This window comes from Klebsiella sp. G-Nf4 (assembly GCF_002810615.1).
Taxonomy (GTDB): Bacteria; Pseudomonadota; Gammaproteobacteria; order Enterobacterales; family Enterobacteriaceae; genus Klebsiella; species Klebsiella variicola.
The window spans coordinates 1,006,151-1,022,809 of sequence record NZ_PION01000001.1 but is presented as its reverse complement, the minus strand read 5'-3'; the positions used below and the strand labels follow the sequence as shown (position 1 = coordinate 1,022,809).

General features: G+C 60.7%; 15 protein-coding genes. 7 read left to right on the top strand and 8 right to left on the bottom strand.

The features are described from left to right. Window positions 1–153: 153 nt before the first annotated feature. Window positions 154–696 carry a HutD family protein gene (locus CWM57_RS05020; RefSeq protein WP_100675710.1) on the bottom strand — a complete coding sequence of 181 codons (543 nt, stop codon included), beginning with the start codon at window positions 694–696 and terminating at the stop codon, window positions 154–156. Between the two features lie 210 nt (window positions 697–906). On the opposite strand from CWM57_RS05020, the gene CWM57_RS05015 reads away from it, so the two are divergent. Genes CWM57_RS05015 through CWM57_RS04995 form a run of 5 tightly spaced genes read left to right on the top strand, consistent with a single transcriptional unit; the run spans window position 907 to window position 5,516 of the window. Beyond that, a complete protein-coding gene (locus tag CWM57_RS05015) occupies window positions 907–1,752 on the top strand; it encodes a transporter substrate-binding domain-containing protein (protein WP_100675709.1) in 846 nt (281 codons plus the stop codon). Between the two features lie 11 nt (window positions 1,753–1,763). Further along, entirely contained in the window at window positions 1,764–2,483 is a 720-nt protein-coding gene (locus CWM57_RS05010; RefSeq protein ID WP_100675708.1) for an ABC transporter permease, read from the top strand. Window positions 2,484–2,492: 9 nt separating this feature from the next. Next, window positions 2,493–3,224 (top strand): ABC transporter permease, encoded by a 732-nt coding sequence (locus tag CWM57_RS05005; protein WP_012968438.1) that lies wholly within the window; start codon window positions 2,493–2,495, stop codon window positions 3,222–3,224. Window position 3,225: 1 nt separating this feature from the next. Continuing rightward, on the top strand, window positions 3,226–4,020 hold the full coding sequence (locus CWM57_RS05000; protein ID WP_061154894.1) for an ABC transporter ATP-binding protein: 795 nt from the start codon (window positions 3,226–3,228) through the stop codon (window positions 4,018–4,020). Further along, the gene (locus CWM57_RS04995; RefSeq protein WP_100675707.1) at window positions 4,017–5,516 is read left to right on the top strand and encodes an HAL/PAL/TAL family ammonia-lyase; all 1,500 of its coding nucleotides are present in this window, start codon (window positions 4,017–4,019) and stop codon (window positions 5,514–5,516) included. Before CWM57_RS05000 ends, CWM57_RS04995 begins: the two co-directional genes overlap by 4 nt. Window positions 5,517–5,545: 29 nt before the next feature. Here the strand turns inward: CWM57_RS04995 and sapF are convergent, their stop codons facing one another. The 6 genes from sapF to CWM57_RS04965 form a co-directional block, all read right to left on the bottom strand. Then, window positions 5,546–6,355 carry a putrescine export ABC transporter ATP-binding protein SapF gene (sapF, locus tag CWM57_RS04990; RefSeq protein ID WP_004140269.1) on the bottom strand — a complete coding sequence of 270 codons (810 nt, stop codon included), beginning with the start codon at window positions 6,353–6,355 and terminating at the stop codon, window positions 5,546–5,548. Window position 6,356: 1 nt separating this feature from the next. Then, window positions 6,357–7,349 (bottom strand): putrescine export ABC transporter ATP-binding protein SapD, encoded by a 993-nt coding sequence (gene sapD, locus CWM57_RS04985; protein ID WP_061154892.1) that lies wholly within the window; start codon window positions 7,347–7,349, stop codon window positions 6,357–6,359. Next, window positions 7,349–8,239: a putrescine export ABC transporter permease SapC gene (gene sapC, locus CWM57_RS04980; protein ID WP_061154891.1), complete on the bottom strand. Its 891-nt coding sequence runs from the start codon at window positions 8,237–8,239 to the stop codon at window positions 7,349–7,351. Before sapC ends, sapD begins: the two co-directional genes overlap by 1 nt. Further along, a complete protein-coding gene (sapB, locus tag CWM57_RS04975) occupies window positions 8,226–9,191 on the bottom strand; it encodes a putrescine export ABC transporter permease SapB (protein WP_061154890.1) in 966 nt (321 codons plus the stop codon). The genes sapC and sapB overlap by 14 nt, the downstream gene beginning before the upstream one ends. Beyond that, the gene (gene sapA / locus CWM57_RS04970) at window positions 9,188–10,831 is read right to left on the bottom strand and encodes an ABC transporter substrate-binding protein SapA (protein WP_074386096.1); all 1,644 of its coding nucleotides are present in this window, start codon (window positions 10,829–10,831) and stop codon (window positions 9,188–9,190) included. Before sapA ends, sapB begins: the two co-directional genes overlap by 4 nt. Before the next feature lie 331 nt (window positions 10,832–11,162). Beyond that, the gene (locus CWM57_RS04965) at window positions 11,163–12,071 is read right to left on the bottom strand and encodes an SDR family oxidoreductase (RefSeq protein ID WP_165784140.1); all 909 of its coding nucleotides are present in this window, start codon (window positions 12,069–12,071) and stop codon (window positions 11,163–11,165) included. A gap of 107 nt (window positions 12,072–12,178) precedes the next feature. Here CWM57_RS04965 and CWM57_RS04960 point away from each other — a divergent pair, with 107 nt between their 5' ends. Next, entirely contained in the window at window positions 12,179–13,021 is an 843-nt protein-coding gene (locus CWM57_RS04960; protein WP_061154887.1) for a helix-turn-helix transcriptional regulator, read from the top strand. Here the strand turns inward: CWM57_RS04960 and CWM57_RS04955 are convergent. Next, window positions 12,976–15,306, bottom strand: a complete 2,331-nt coding sequence (locus CWM57_RS04955; protein ID WP_074386094.1) for a helix-turn-helix domain-containing protein — start codon at window positions 15,304–15,306, stop codon at window positions 12,976–12,978. The genes CWM57_RS04960 and CWM57_RS04955 overlap by 46 nt on opposite strands. A 171-nt stretch (window positions 15,307–15,477) precedes the next feature. Between CWM57_RS04955 and CWM57_RS04950 the strand changes: the two genes are divergently transcribed. After that, a complete protein-coding gene (locus tag CWM57_RS04950; protein WP_074386093.1) occupies window positions 15,478–16,647 on the top strand; it encodes a M20 aminoacylase family protein in 1,170 nt (389 codons plus the stop codon). Window positions 16,648–16,659: the final 12 nt, after the last annotated feature.

Here is a 16,659-nt window from a genome sequence, read left to right as displayed (position 1 = left end):
TAGCGTTAACATTGTTATTTCAAAATAACTCAAATTTAGCCGGGAATTATATCCCACTGACGACCCCTTGTGTCACGATATTTTTCAGCCGGCCCGCGCCGCGCGGGGCAAAAGCTCATCGCGACGGCTCCAGTATACCATCTCTCCTGACGATTATTTGAGCGCGATCTCCGCCAGCAGCAGACGCCCATTGGCGCTGAGGGGCAATAGCTCGCCAGGGGATTCACCGCGCCAGCAGAGACCGCTGCCGGCCGCGCTTCGCTTCCCGGTCAGATCCCACTCGCCCTGAAGAACATAAGCGACTCCCTCAGTGGCAGGGCGTTGCTGGTCGTTTATCACCTTTACTCTCGCCGAGGCACGTCCGCGCTGAGTCATGATATTGAAGTCCAGCCCTGGCTCAACGATCCCGACGCTGGACAGCGCCCATTCGCCGGGGAACGCCCACGGCTGCCAGAGCGTCAGCGGATGGTCGATGTCCTCGCCGCACAGTCGTAGCGGTTGTCCCGCCAGCAGGGTAATCACCCGGTCGACGCCGGGGAAGGGGGAAAATGGACCATCTGCCTGCAGGGTGGCAATGCTCGCTCGCCAGAGAAAGGGAGCCTCTGTGGAAGGAACGGCGATAATTTCCCGGGTGGCACCGGCACCGTTCTTCCATGGCGTGATGGGTAAGGTGGCGATATCAAAAAAAAAGATCATGGTCTGCTCGGCGGAATTCAGAGGGTGGATGGTATTTGTTACATGTGTGTCTCAACATGCTTACAAATTATTTACAACAGGGCTCACAAATCCATCATCGAGCGCGTGTGTGGGTTTGTCAATGCTTGTATATACATGAGCAGTCATCTGCGAATTATCTTATCGCAGTGACCAGAGCCATCATGACAAAACGCGATCGGGAGAATGAAAATGCAACAGCGTATTACTTTCCGCCAGGCCTGCCTGGTCACCCTGTTTTCGGGGCTACTGCTGTCTGGTGGCTCAACATACGCTAAAGAGTGGAAATCAATCACCATCGCTACGGAAGGCGGCTATGAACCCTGGAACCTGACGCTTCCCGGAGGGAAGTTGAGCGGCTTCGAACCTGAGCTCATGGCGAATTTATGCCAGCGGATGCAGATCGAATGCAAGCTGGTGGTACAGAACTGGGATGGCATGATTGCCGGACTTAACGCCGGAAAATATGACGTGATCATGGACGCTATTGTCGTCACCCCGGAGCGATCGAAGGTCGTGGCGTTTACCCAGGCCTACGCTGCCACGCCAGCCTCGTTCATTGCGGTAAAAGGGTCACTGCTCCCTCCGTCTCCGACGGTCAAGCTTCATGATGATGAGAAAGAGATTCAGGCGGCGATTGCGCCTCTGCGCGCGGCGTTGAAAGGGAAAACCATCGGCATCGCTTCCGGCACCGTGTACACCCCGTTTATTGACAAGTATTTCAAGGATATCGCTGATATCCGGGAATATAACAACTCAGCGGATGCGATCCTCGACCTGCAGGCTGAGCGCATCGATGCGGTGTTTGATGATATTACCTTTGCCAACACCACCCTGTCGCGCCCGGAGAATAGCAATCTGGCATTGAGCGGTCCGCTGATAAGCGGGCCGATCTGGGGAGGCGGTGAAGCGATGGGGGTACGCCTGACCGATACCGATCTTAAAGCGAAACTGGATAGCGCTATTCAGGCGGCGCTGGCCGATGGGACGGTAAAAAAACTGAGTGAGAAATGGTTTAAAAGCGACGTTACCCCCTGAGTGAGGCTGTTATGTTGAATCTTCTGAGTTTTGGTGAAAACGGGTGGGGGACGCTGATCCTCAGTGCCACGCTGACCACCTTGCTGCTGTCGCTCGCCGCGCTGGCCGTCGGTGCGGCGGTGGGCGGCGTCATTGCCGCCGCGAAGCTATCCCGGCACGCGCCAGCGCGCTGGTTTGGCGCCGCCTGGTCGGTGGTATTCCGCGGTATCCCCGAATTACTGGTGATCTACCTGTTTTATTTTGGCGGCTCAGGGATGATTTCATGGGTGGGGCGTCTGTTTGGCGCTGATGGCTTTATTGAGGTTCCGCCCTTTCTGATTGGCGCCCTGGCGATTGGTTTGATCTCCTCCTCGTATCAGGCGGAAGTCTACCGTGCTGCTCGCCTGGCGCTGATGCCCGGTGAAGTGGAGGCGGCTACCGCTATCGGCATGCCGCGCTGGCGGATCCTGCAGCGCATTCTGTTGCCGCAGATTGTCCGTTATTCGCTGCCGGGGTTATCCAACGTGTGGCAAATGAGCCTCAAAGATTCGGCGTTGGTATCGGTGACCGGGATGGTTGAACTGATGCGCGCCAGCCAGATTGCCGCAGGCTCGACCCGCGAATATTTCCTGTTCTATCTCATCGGCGGCGGCGGCTATTTGATCCTGACGCTGCTCTCTAACCGCGCGTTTACCCGGGCGGAGAGCCATCTCAACCGCGCCTGGCTGCGTCGCAGCACCGCGCAGGCGTAAGGAGCCCGTATGTTTATCGATTTTGCCTTCCTCGGTGAGACGTTGTTGAAGCTCGGCGCGGCGCTGCCGGTGACGCTGGGGCTCTTTATTTGCTCTTTTATCCTCGGCGGCGTACTGGCCCTCGGCGTTTTAGCGCTGCGAATGAGCCACTGGCCGCTGGCAAGCGGTTTCGCCAAAGGCTATATCCTGATCTTTCGCGGTTCACCACTGCTGATCCAGTTGTTTCTCATTTATTACGGGCTGGGTCAGTTTGGGGTGATCCGTCACAGTTTCCTGTGGCCACTGCTGCGCGAACCCTTTATCTGCGCCGTTCTGGCGCTGGCGCTCTGTACGGCGGCCTACACCGCGGAAATTCTGCGCGGCGGGTTGCTGGCGATACCGCCGGGGCAGATTGAAGCCGGTCAGGCTTGCGGTATGTCGCGCTGGCTGTTGCTGCGGCGGATCATTGCCCCAGTGATGCTACGTTATGCACTGCCAGCCTACTCCACGGAGGCCATTCTGCTGGTCAAGTCGACGGCGCTGGCAAGCCTGGTGACCGTCTGGGACGTCACCGGGGTGGCGCAACAGATTATTCAGCGTACCTACCGGACGATGGAGGTATTCCTCTGCGCGGCGGCCATCTACCTGCTGCTTAATTTCATCATTGTGCAACTGTACGCCCTGCTTGAACGGCGTTTAACGCCGCATACCCGGCAAAACCCGGCGACCGTGTCGCTCAAGCCGATAACCAAAGGAGAGTAAGATGCTCGATTCACGTCCGGTGACCTTATCGGTCAGCGATATTCATAAGTCCTTTGGCTCCCTGGATGTCCTGAAGGGGATCACCATCCAGGCCCAGCAGGGCGATGTCATTTCGATCCTCGGCGCCAGCGGCTCCGGTAAAAGTACGCTGCTGCGCTGCATTAATCTGCTGGAAACCCCCGATGCCGGGGTGGTCAGCGTCGGGGGAGAGACGATTGAAATGAAGCACCACGCCCGCGGGCATCGGCTGGCGGCGAATCCCCGGCAGATAGAGCGCCTGCGTTCGCGGCTGGGGATGGTCTTTCAAAGTTTTAACCTGTGGTCGCATATGACGGTCCTGCAGAATGTCATTGAGGGGCCGCATTATGTGCTCAAACGGGATAAACGGACCTGCATTGAACAGGCTGAGCAGCTGCTGGAGCGGGTGGGGATGTTGAACCGAAAGGATTTCTATCCGGCACAGCTCTCCGGCGGCCAACAGCAGCGCGTGGCAATAGCCCGCGCGCTGGCGATGGAGCCAGACGTCATGCTCTTTGATGAACCCACCTCCGCGCTGGATCCCGAACTGGTCGGCGAGGTGTTAAAGGTCATGCGCAGCCTGGCGGAAGAGGGGCGGACGATGCTGGTGGTCACCCACGAACTGGGATTCGCCCGCCATGTCTCCAACCGGGTGGTATTTATGCACCAGGGGACGATTGACTGCGACGGTGCGCCTGAGGCGCTATTTGGCACTCAGGGTTCCGCGCGCTTTAAGCAATTTATCTCCAGCCATCAACAGCCAGGACAGGTCGTATGAATATGATCCAGTGGGGCGATGCACCGATACGCTGGCAGGAGGTGGCTTGTGTCGCCCGGGGCGAGGCGACCTTGAGCCTTAGCGAAAGCGCCTGGGCGCGTATCGAGCAGGGACGGGCGATTGTCCAGCATATCGTTAACGCCGGTCAGGTGGCCTATGGGATTAACACCGGGCTGGGGGCGCTGTGCAACATTACGCTGCCGGAAGCGCAGTTACACCAGCTGTCGCGCAATACGCTGCTTAGTCATGCCTGCGGGGTGGGTCCGCTGCTGGAGGTCGCCCCAACCCGGGCCATTATGTGCGCCGCGGTGGCCAATTTCAGCCACGGTAAATCCGGTATCTCCGCCGGAATAGTGCGACAACTGCTGACGTTTTTGCAGCATGGCGTGACACCGCAGGTGCCCTCTCAGGGGTCGGTTGGCTATTTAACGCATATGGCGCACGTTGGCCTTGCCCTGATGGGAGTCGGCGATGTGCTATGGCAAGGGCGAACGTGGTCTGCGGCAGAGGTCCTGTCGCAGCTGAATCTACAGCCCATTGCGCCGGGAGCGAAAGAGGGGCTCAGTCTGGTCAACGGTACGCCGTGCATGACCGGCCTGGCCTGCCTGGCTTTAGACGACGCCGAGCGCTTAATGAACTGGGCCGATGTGACCGGGGCGATGAGCTTTGAAGCGCTGCGCGGCCAGCTTGTGGCGTTCGATGCCGAGATCCTGGCGCTGAAAGCCAGTCCCGGGATCCAGATCAGCGGCCAGCGGCTGCGTGAGCTGCTGGCGGACAGCCATCTTCTGGCCGAAAGCGAAGGTCTTCGCACCCAGGATGCGCTGAGTCTCCGCTCGATGCCTCAGGTGCATGGCGCCTGCCGCGACCAGTTTAGTCATGCAGAGACGCAGATTAATATCGAACTTAACGCCTGTACCGATAATCCCCTAATCCTGGGCACCCTTGAGCAGTGGCGGGTGGTGTCCCAGGCGCATCCCCACGGTGAATCGGTGGCAATGGCCTGCGATTTGCTGGCCATTGCCATGGCAGAGCTGGGCGCTATCGCCGAACGACGCCTTGACCGGCTGGTGAATCCTCTGGTGAGCGGCTTGCCGGCCTTTCTGGTCGCCCGACCCGGGGTGAATTCAGGCATGATGATTGCCCAGTACGTCGCCGCGTCGTTGTGCGCGGAAAATAAGCAGCTGGCGCAGCCGGCGGTGCTGGATAATTTTGTTACCTCGGCTTTGCAGGAGGATCATTTAAGCCTGGGCACCAGCGCCGCGCTGAAACTACAGCGCCTGCTCGGCAACCTCTATCAGATCCTGGGTATCGAATATTTACTCGCGGCGCAGGGGCTCGATTTTCACGAGCCGCAGAAACTGGCGGCGGGGACGCGTCGGGCGCGCGATCTGCTGCGCCAAAGCGTGCCCACCTGGGAGGACGATCGCTGGCTGGCGCCGGATATCGCCAACGCGGTGGCTATCCTCAAGCGGAACGCTGGCCACGCGCCGGTGTGAGGTCACCGGGCGAGGTGAATGAGATGGGGCTATTTCCCGTCTTTGCGCCAGGCGTCGGCGGTGAGGGCTTCACCGAAGTGGCCAGCGATCAGGCGTCGGGTCAGGTCGTGCAGTGGTGAGGCCAACACATCGGCGGTGCTGCCGCGCTCGACCACTTCGCCGTTATGCATCACCAGCACCTGATCGCTGATGTGCTTCATCATTCCCAGGTGCTGAGTGACATAGATATAGGAGATGCCCTGTTTCTCCTGCAGCTCCAGCATCAGGTTAATGAGCTGGGAGCGCATCGACATATCCAGCGAGGCCAGCGCCTCATCGCAGACAATGACCTTCGGGCGCAGGATCAGCGCCCTGGCGAGGCCGAGACGCTGCTTCTGACCGGGTGCCAGCATATGGGGGTAATAGCTGACGTGGTCCGGCAGCAGACCGACCATGCGCAACGTGTCGATAATCTGCTTCTGCCGCGCCTCGGCGTCGAGGTCGGTATTCAGCCGCAGTGGAAAATCGAGGATCTGCGAGATACGCTGGCGCGGATTCAGTGAGGTCGACGGATCCTGAAAGATCATGCGAATCTTCTGGCTGCGGTAGGAGTAATCCCCGAAGGTCAGCGGATGGTCGTCGATCAGCAGCTCGCCGCTGGTGGGTTCCACCATCCCCGCCAGCATCTTGGCGAGGGTGGATTTCCCGGAGCCGTTCTCGCCGATGATCGCCAGCGTCTGCCGTTCGCGCAGAGTAAAACTCAGCGGCTTGACGGCCTCCACCGTCTGGCGGTGAAACCAGCCGGTGCGGTAGCGAAAGGTCTTACTGAGTTGGCGAACTTCCAGCAATGTTTCGACCATTTCACTCTTTCTCCATGTTCAGCGGGAAATGACAGGCGTACAGATGGTTGCGCGCCCCGGTAAGACGCGGCGTTTCAATACACTCGCGCTGGGCGTAAGGGCAGCGCGGCCCCAGCCGACAGCCGATGGGCAACTGCTCCAGCAGCGGGATCGCCCCCGGCAGGGTGTTGAGGCGGCTTTTATGTGGCATGGCGCTGCCAAAATCCGGGATCGCACGGATTAATGCCTGAGTGTACGGGTGATGCGGGAGGGTGATCAGCTCTTCACTCGGGCCGCTCTCTACCGTCTGTCCGCAGTACATGACGTTGATTTTATCCGCCCATTTGCTGAGCATCTGCAGGTCGTGGCTGATCAGCAAAATAGTGGTGTTGTTATTCTGGTTGAGCCGCGTCAGCAGACGAATAATCTGCGCCTGGGTGGTGGGTTCCATGGCATTGGTGGGTTCATCGGCGATCAGCAGACGCGGCTGGTTGGCCAGGGCGATGGCAATCATCACCTTCTGACACTCACCGTCGGTGAGCTGATAGGGGAAGCTGCGCATCGCGTCTTTGTGATCCTTAATGCCGACGCGGTGCAACAGCTCTATCGCCCGGCGCTTACGCCAGCCCAGCCGTTGCCACCAGCGGCCCTTGTAGGTCCAGCCGGGGATACTCTGGATCAGCTGCTGGCCGATGCGCTCAGAGGGATCAAGACAGGACTGCGGCTCCTGGAAAATCATCGACACGTTGTGGCCGATCAGTTTGCGCCGCTCGCGGTTCGACAGCCGCAGCAGGTCGATATCATCGAAACGCATGCGGTCGGCGGTGACCCGCCAGTTGTCTTTGGTCACCCCACAGATGGCTTTGGCGATGAGGCTTTTCCCGGAACCGGATTCGCCCACCAGGCCGCGGATCTCGCCTTCAGTCAGGGTCAAACTGACGCGATCGACGGCTTTCACCCAACCTTCGTTGGTTCTAAATTCGATAGTTAAGTGACGAATATCGAGTAACGGCATTATTGTACCCCGGCAATGATCGCCCGGCGAATACCGTCGCCCAGCAGGTTGACCAGCAGTACGCTGAGCATAATCGCGGCCCCGGGCAGCATCACGGTCCACGGTGCGACATAGATAAGCTCCAGCGCATCGCCCAGCATGGCTCCCCATTCCGGTGAAGGCAGCTGGGCGCCGAGATCAAGAAAGCCCAGCGCGGCAATATCCAGAATGGCCATCGACAGGGCGCGGGTGATCTCGGTCACCAGGCCAGAGGCAATATTGGGCAGAATGGCAAACAGCAAAATGTTCAGCGTCGACGCCCCGTCGAGGCGAGCGGCGATGATGTACTCTTTCTCCAGCTCGTCGTGGACCATGCTGTAGACGGAACGCACCATGCGCGGGAGCAGCGCCAGCCAGACGGCGAACATCGCATGGCTGAGGTGCGGCCCGGCGAACGCGACGACGATAATCGCCAGCAGCAGCGAGGGAATAGAGAGCAGGGTATCGAGAATATGATTCATCACCGCCGAACGCAGGCCGTGGGTCGACCCGGCAATTACGCCCAGCACCAGGCCAAACAGCGTCGCGCCGAGGGTGACGACGAAGGCCCCGCCGACGGTCGGCGCCGCGCCGCTCAGCAGCCGGCTCAGCACATCGCGGCCCAGGTCATCGGTTCCCAGGAAGAAGGAGACTTCGCCATAGCGCGACCACGACGGCGGCAGCAACTGGTAGCCAAGGAACTGCTGATCGATACCATAGGGGGCGAACCAGCCGCCGAAGACGCAGAGCAACAGCAGACCCGCGCAGCCGTACAGGCCGATCATCGCCGTGGTGTCACCATAGAATTTACGCCATACGGTGCGCAGCGCGCCGGGCGGACGCTTTTCCAGATAAACGCTATCGTAGGGCATACCATTCCTTATGTTTCAGCGGGTTAGCCATGGCACCGAGGATATCGGAAATCACGTTGACGATAATAACCAGTGCACCAATCACCATGACGCCGGCGGAGATCGCCGCGTAGTCCTGCTGGCGGATCGCGTTGATCAGCCAGCGTCCCAGTCCGGGCCAGCTGAACACCATCTCAGTGATCATCGCCAGGGTGAGCATGGTGGAAAACTGCAGGCCGAGGCGCGGGATCACCGGCGGCAGGGCGTTGTGCAGTACATGGCGCAGTAAAATTTTGCGTCGCGACACGCCGCGGGTGGCTGCCGCTTTGACATAGTTGGTGTCATACACCTCGCTGGTGCTGATGCGCATCAGGCGGATCACCTCGGTGGTGGGGGCCACCGCCAGGGTCAGCACCGGCAGCACCATATGTCGTGCGGCGCTGACGATCATCTCATGGCGCCATGGCGAGTCCGAGATCCAGGCGTCAATCAGCGCAAAACCGGTGACGGTTTTCACCTCATACAGCAGATCGAAGCGGCCAGAGACCGGAAACCAGCCAAGAGTCAGCGAGAAGAAGAGGGTCAGCAGCAGCGCCAGCCAGAACACCGGAATCGAGAAACCAACCAGCGCGATGGCGCTGATCAACGTATCGGGCCATTTATTGCGCATTACGCCGGCGATCATGCCCACCGGAATGCCAATCAGCAGGGCAAAGCCGAAGGCGAGGATGCACAGCTCCATGGTCGCCGGGAACACGTCGCGCAACTGTTCGGAAATCAGCTGGCCGTTAATGCTGGAGACGCCAAAATCCCAGTGCAGCACCCCTTGAAACCAGAACAGCCACGCATTCCACAAGGAGGCGCCCTGTAGCGGCGCATGAGGGGTAAAATAACTCAGGCTGAAGCCGATAAAGGTCAGAAAAAAGAGGGTGACCAGCAGCAACAGCAGACGACGCAGGGTAAAAATAATCATGGCTTTTTCACCTCTTCGGTTTTCTCCCGCGATACGCCAGCGAACGAAGCGTTACCGAAGGGGCTCAGCACGAGGCCTTTCATATCATAGCGATAGGCCTGCAAACGCAGCGAGGAGGCCAGCGGCAGGACCGGCAGTTCGCGGGCGAGGATCCGCTGCGCCTCTTTGTAAGCGTCCATCCGCGAGGAGAGCTGTTGCGAGAGCAGCGCTTTTTGCAGCACGTCATCAAACTCCCGGTTACACCAGTGGGCAAAGTTGGTTTGCGAGGCGATCGCCGCGCAGCTCAGCAGTGGCCGGAAGAAACTGTCCGGATCGTTGCTGTCCGTCGCCCAACCGGAGAGCGTCAGATCATGGTTCATGTCCATCAGGCGCGCTTCCTGGAAGCGTCCTTCCACCGGCACAATAATCACCTTGACGCCAATCTGCGCCATATCCGCCTGGATCAGCTCCGCCGTTTTCAGCGGGCTGGGGTTCCACGCCTGCGAGCTGGTGGGCACCCACAGCTTGAGGGTCAGGTTTTCCAGACCCAGGGCCTTCAGGCGCGTGCGGGCCTCCCTGGGATTATATTCGGTAATCTTAGCGTCGTTATCATAGGCCCACGAGGCGCGCGGCAGCATGGATGCCGCCGTCTCTGCGGTGCCGTAGTAGATGGACTGCATCAGGCGCTGGTTGTTAATGGCCAGCGCCAGCGCGTGGCGCACCTCGGGGTTATCCAGCGGCGGCTTGGCGGTGTTGAAGGCCAGCCAGGCAATGTTCATTCCCGGGCGTAGCGTCAGGCGCAGGCGCGGGTCGTCGCGCAGGATTGTCAACTGGCTGGCGGCGGGCCAGGCCAGCACGTCGCATTCCCCGGTGAGCAGTTTCGACAGTCGGCCGGTACCGCCAGAGCCAAGGTCCACCACCACCTGCGGCATCAACGGTTTGCCGCGCCAGTAGTCGGGGTGACGCTGCAGACGGATATATTGCCCGGAGCGGTACTCGGACAACTGGAACGGACCGGTGCCGACCGGCTGGCGATCCAGTTGTTCCTGGCGGTCGTCTTGCGTTAAGCGGGCGGCATATTCGGCAGAGGTAATCGACGCATAGTGAGTGGCCAGATGCCAGAGGAACGAGGCGTCCGGCCGCTTGAGGCGAAACTCCACGGTCTGATTATCCAGCTTACGCACGCTCTCCACGCTGTCAGCAAACTGCAGACTGTCGAAGTAGGGGAAGCTGCTGCCGTTGACGTTGTGCCACGGATGGTCGCGGTTAAAAATACGCCCAAAGGTAAAAATCACGTCATCCGCGTTGAAGTCCCGCGTCGGGGTAAACCATGCCGTGCGTTGAAACGGGACATGGCGGCGCAGGTGGAAGCGGTATGTGGCGCCGTTATCGAGGACTTCCCAGCTCTCCGCCAGCTCGGGGACCAGCCGGTAGGTATAGGGGTCGACGTCAAGCAGACGATCGTAGATCTGAGCGGCCAGCGTATCGACAATCAGGCCGCTGCTGACTTTCTGCGGATTAAAGGTATTCACCTGGCCGCTGACGCAATAGACGAAACCGCTGTCGCGGATATCGGCGCGGTCAGGGAGCACAGGGGCGGCAAAGGCCTGCCCACACAGCAGGGAAACCGCTGCCAGGAGAGATGACAATTTCAGGCGCATATTTTCTGTTTGATTATAGAGTTGAACTCTATCTTATTAAGATTAATAGACATTCACCACCGCCTTCAACAAGCCTGAGGGATAATGCGGTCACCGGGAGCGTATAGTATTCAGTCAATTGATTAAAATAGTAGCGGAACCGAGTCTGTATATTGAAACATGGTAACTTTTTATCGCCGATATCGCCAGTCAGGTCTGTTTGGCCGCGGTTTGCAAGACGATGAAACAGGCGCTGACGCCGGGGAGATGTATTCAGTATAGCGGGGAGAGAGCAGAGGGGCTGACGGGCAGCGGGCGAGCCCGTCAGGAAATAAGCAGGGGCCGTGCCTGCTTATGGTGACAACGTCACTTTTTGGTAATCCATGTTCCGCAGGTCCTCCAGCAGCCCGGGGCCAACCGGCTGCCACTGCAATCGCTCACGGGTCCATGCGGAGCTGGCGCGCAGATCGAGAGCGGTAAATGGCGCAAACCAGCCGAACCAGGCGTCGACCTGCGACTCATCCAGGTGGGTCAGCGGCAGGTTTAATCCCTGAGCAATGAGCGCAGCAATATCCCGCAATGCGATCCCCTCTTCGTCCACCGCATGATAGCGCTCACCGGCCGCGCCCTGCAGCAGGGCGCTAACGTACAGTCGCGCGACGTCATCGACATGGGCGGCGGACCAGCGATTGCTTCCCTCGCCGCGCAGGGCCACCGCCCCGTTGGCGACCGCGCGTTCGATGTAGCTGGTCAGTAGCCCCTGACGCACGGTGTCATGCACCTGCGGCAGGCGGACCACCCGGACATCCACTCCCGCTTCCAGCAACTGCTGGCCGGCAAGCTCAGAGGCGGTGCGTGGGCTGGGGTGCCCTGCGTTAAAGCACGACTCCCGGGCCGGGATGCCGCTCCCGTCGTCGCCCATCAACGTGCCGGAGGTGATGATCAGTGGCCGCGGGCTACCTTGCAGCGCCCGACCCATGGTCAGGATCGCCTGGCGGTCTTTTTCACAGTTGGCGGCAAAGCGGCTGAAGTCGTGGTCGAAAGCGGTATGGATCACGGCGTCAGCGCCCTCGACGCCTGCCAGTAGCGACTCCGGGGCGTCCAGCGTGCCGCGGTGCACCTCGACGCCATGCGCCTTCAGGGTCTGCGCTGCGGTGTCGCTGCGCGCGAGGCCGATAACCTGATGGCCCGACGCCTGTAGCGCCGGAAGAATACGTGAGCCGATAAAGCCGCTCGCGCCGGTAAGAAATATACGCATCATGGATCTCCTGAACGGGTTTCAGGCGTATCCTACCCGCGATGCCATACTATAAAAGTAGAGACATTATCGGGGTATAAATTCTAACAGGCAGATCCCACAGGCAGATGATGAACACTTCTGACAACCATGCTTTAGGCGATTTTCTCCGCGCCCGGCGCCAGCGTCTCGATCCGGTGACGTTTGGCTTCCCTGCGGGACGTCGACGCACGCCGGGGCTGCGCCGCGAAGAGGTCGCGCAGCTCGCCAGTATCAGCCCGACCTGGTATACCTGGCTTGAACAGGGGCGCGGCGGGGCGCCCTCCCGCGAGGTGCTGGAGCGGATCGCCTGCGGTCTGCGGCTGACCACCCCGGAGCGCGAGCATCTGTTTATTCTCGCCTTTGGCCATCCGCCGCAGACGCGTCTGACGGTGACAGATGATATGACGCCGCGGCTGCAGCGGGTGCTTGATGCTTTCACCATTCCGGCGATTATCCGCACCGCCAGCTGGGACGTCATCGCCTGGAACGCGGCGGCGGCCAGGGTGCTAACCGACTACAGCCAGCTTCCGCTGGCGGAGCGCAACGTACTGCGCCGCCTGTTTACCCGACCTGAAGCCCGCAGCACGCTGGAAGACTGGCAGACGGTGGGGCAGCTTATCGTCAACGCTTTTCGCGCCGACGTCACCCGGATGGGGGCGACGGCGGAAACTGACCAGTTGATCGCTGAACTCACGCAGCAGAGCGTTGAGTTCGCCCGTTTCTGGCAAAGCCATGACGTCGCCGGCCACGGAGAAGGCTATAAGCGCATTCACCACCCGCAGATGGGCCCGCTCGATCTGGAGTTCACCTCTTTTGCCGTGGAAGGCCGCCCCGATCTTTCGCTACTGGTCTTTAATCCGGCAACGACGGAAAGTCAGCGGAAAATTCACGGTTTGCTTGCGGGGGCGGGATCCTCGCCTGGTGAGCGCTGAGGCGTAAATTCGTACAGCGCCAGAGCATTGCTCTCCAGCGAGTCGACCCGCAGCCAGTGTCCGTCGAGCCGGGCATCTTCCACGCTGAGCGCCGGACGGGCCTGATGCATCAGCCACTGGTAATCCTCGGCGTCAGGGCCGCTGCGGCTGCGAAAGGCGTCGACCAGCGGGAATAACGCGCCATGATGCTGATCGAACAGGTGCTGTTTGACGCGCCAGCCGCCCTCCAGTCCCTGCAGCCGCACGCTGTAGGGCTGGCTGAAGCGCTGGATAAAAGCCGCTTCGCTGGAGAGCCAGGGATTGTAGACCACCGTATTGCGCAGCAGCAGCTGGTAGTGCCCCTGGTGGTGAAGCAACAGCAGGTTTTTATCCTGAAACAGGATCTCGCCGCGTAGCCGCCGCCAGAGCCACAGTACCCAGTAAACCGGGCGAGGCAGGCCATGCAGATAGTGCAGCGCCAGGCTGGAGGTATCGAGCTTCCCGTTAGCACGGGCTTCGCCCTGGAGGCCTGAATTTAACCAGAAGCCCGCCAGCCAGACCTGGTCCGCCACCCCCAGCAGATTATCCATCAACAGCGCGCCGCGAAAAAAGCGGCCGTTGGTATCCCGCGTATCGCCGGTCAGGGTATTCCAGGAGAGCAGCCACAGCGGCAGGTTAAGCTGTCGCTGGCGCAGGGCGCTGTGGATCTGCCGCAACTTGTGCAGCGGATAATGTTCGCTGGACGCCAGGCGGCTGCTGTCTGCCTGCGCCAGATCCAGCTGTTCGTTGGCATCTGCCTGGCAGGCGAGAAAATCCGCCTCCGCCAGCAGCGGTGAGTGAAACAGCGGATCGTTCCCGGGATCGCTGGGTGCAAAGCGGTGCCAGATCCCCAGCTGCGGCTGCGGCAGCAGGCGGTGAAGAACCTCGCGCTGCTGGCGCCAGGCCGCCTGGCGGGCCGCTTCGCTGGCCTGCGGCGACCAGTGCCAGACAAAGCGCCAGCTGTTGAGCGTGGCCGGCGGAAAATGGTTGGCGGCGAGCAGCAGAAACCGCTGCAGCAGGTCGCTGCGGGTGGTGACGCCGGTGTGAAGGATCACGTTCCAGCCCATCGCCGCCAGCCAGCTAAAAATCTGCTGCAGGTTATACCAGCAGGCGTAGCCGGCCATCTGCGGATCGTCCCAGCCGGTGCCGAACAGCCGGCTGCTGAGAAAGGGATCGTTGATATCGATGGCATACACCGGCAGGGCGCGGTGCAACTGCTCCAGTTCCCGGCGCACATCCTCCCGCAGCAGATCGTCCAGCTCGCGCACGGTCACCACCATCCGGGTATGGCGCAGCACGGCGGCGCGCGCCGGGCGTTCCTGCAGGTTGATCTCCCGGGTCTGCGGCGGATTGATCGGCAGCGGGGGACTTTCCCGGTCGCGTGGTTCCGGTTCATTGAGGCGAGCATAGAGCCGGTCGACAGCGACCGGCTGCCAGCGGTCGGCCTGCGGCGGACGCGGCCGGGCAATCTCCCGGGGATGCTGTTCACGATACTGGCGCGGCGTCACGCCGTGCTGGCGCTTAAACAGATCGCTCATCATACGGGTACTGGCGAACCCCTGTTCGCGGGCGATTTGCTGGGCGGGTTTGCGGGTGGTCAACAACTGTTCGGCGGCGTGGCGCAGGCGCAGCGCGGTGAGGTATTGAACAAAACTCACCCCGACCTCTTTGTGAAATAAGCGTGACAGCCAGGCCTCGGAGACAAATTCCGCTGCCGCCACCTCCTGTAACGAGAGGCGGCGCTGATAGTTGGCGTCGATCCGCGCCACCACGCTGGCGATTCGCCGGCTCCAGTTCTCCGCCCCACGGCGTGGCGTGGAGGCGATGGGCTGGCTGAAGCGCGTGGCCAGCAGGAGCGCTATCTCACTCAGCCAGCGATTGGCCTCCAGCCGGTAATGGCCAGGATGATTGACGAGGCCGCTCACCAGCAGCTGGCGCATCAGGCGGCGCAGGCCGTCCTCCGCATCCCGGGTGCGCGGCGTTATCTGGTAATCGACGGCAAAAAAAGCGCTGTCAATGCGGGTCAACCAGCTGGCGGAAAGGGTCAGGAACATCACCGCATTGGCCCCGTCGCCGCGCAGGTTCCAGCGACGATTGCGGTTAACGATCGCCAGCCCGTCGGCGGCGAGCGGCTGCGCAGCGTCGGCCTCCGTCAGCGTCACAGACCCCTCCAGCACCCACAGCAGCGTCAGCAGATCGCTTTCCGGCTGGTTCAACTGACGGACATCGCGCACGGCAACGCTAAAGTCCCCTGAATGCTGCTCCACGTAACACTCCTCCGCAGACAAAAAACAACCCGTTATTTTTTGCCATAACTGATATGTATGAAAAACAGTCATTGATTTCTCGTCAATATAAAACAAAAAAGCGCACCTGAAAGCTGTTTCACCCGCATAAACTCGAAAGTGTCGTGCAAACACAACACAGGAATAACAAAAATGACACATCCGTTGCTTGAAGCCTTGCAGGTCAACGAGGCGCAATTTATTGCCCTGCGTCGCCAGTTCCACCAGCAGCCGGAGATCGGCTTTGAAGAGCATCAGACCAGCAGCGAGGTCGCCCGACTGCTTGGCGAGTGGGGATACGAGGTTCACCGCGGCCTGGCGGGCACCGGAGTGGTGGGCACGCTGCGCGTCGGCCACGGGAAAAAACGCCTCGGCCTGCGGGCGGATATGGATGCCCTGCCGATGCAGGAGCGGAGCGGGAAGCCGTGGGCAAGCCAGGTCGAGGGGCGATTCCACGGCTGCGGCCATGACGGGCACACCACCACGCTGCTCTACGCGGCAGAATATCTGGCGCGCACCCGCCAGTTTACCGGGACGCTGCAGCTGATTTTCCAGCCCGCGGAAGAGTTGCTGTACGGCGGGCGAGTGATGGTCGAGGACGGTCTGTTTGACCAGTTCCCCTGCGATGCCATCTTTGGCCTGCACAATATGCCGGGTCAGCCGCTGGGCAAGATCGGCCTGCGCGACGGGGCGATGATGGCCTCCTCCGATACGCTGCATATTGAGGTGAAAGGCGTTGGCGGCCACGGCGCGGTACCGGAGCATACCGTGGATGCCACGCTGGTCGCCTGCCATATCACCCTCGCGCTGCAGTCGATCGTCTCGCGCAATATCACCCCGTTCGAACCGGCGGTGGTGACCGTCGGCAGCATCCAGGCCGGACACGCGCCCAATATCATTAACGATCACGTGCTGATGAAGCTCACGGTGCGCACCCTCAATGAGCAGGTGCGCGAGACCGTGCTGCAGCGGATCCATGATATCGCCATGGCTCAGGCGGAGAGCTTCAACGCCACGGCCACGCTGACGCACGTCAACGGCAGCCCGGTATTGCGTAACGATCCGGCGGCCAACGCGATGGTGCGGGAGGTGGCGACATCGCTGTTTGGCGCAGAGCAGGTGGGCGAGGTGAAGCCGTTTATGGGCAGTGAAGATTTTGCCTTCATGCTGGAGCAGCACCCGCATGGCAGCTATTTCACCATCGGCGCCGGCGATGAGCCGGATCGCTGCATGGTCCATAACCCGGGCTATGACTTCAACGACGCGCTGTTGCTGACCGGGGCGGCGCTGTGGTGCGGTCTGGCGGAACACTATCTGCGTTAATCACCGGAAACA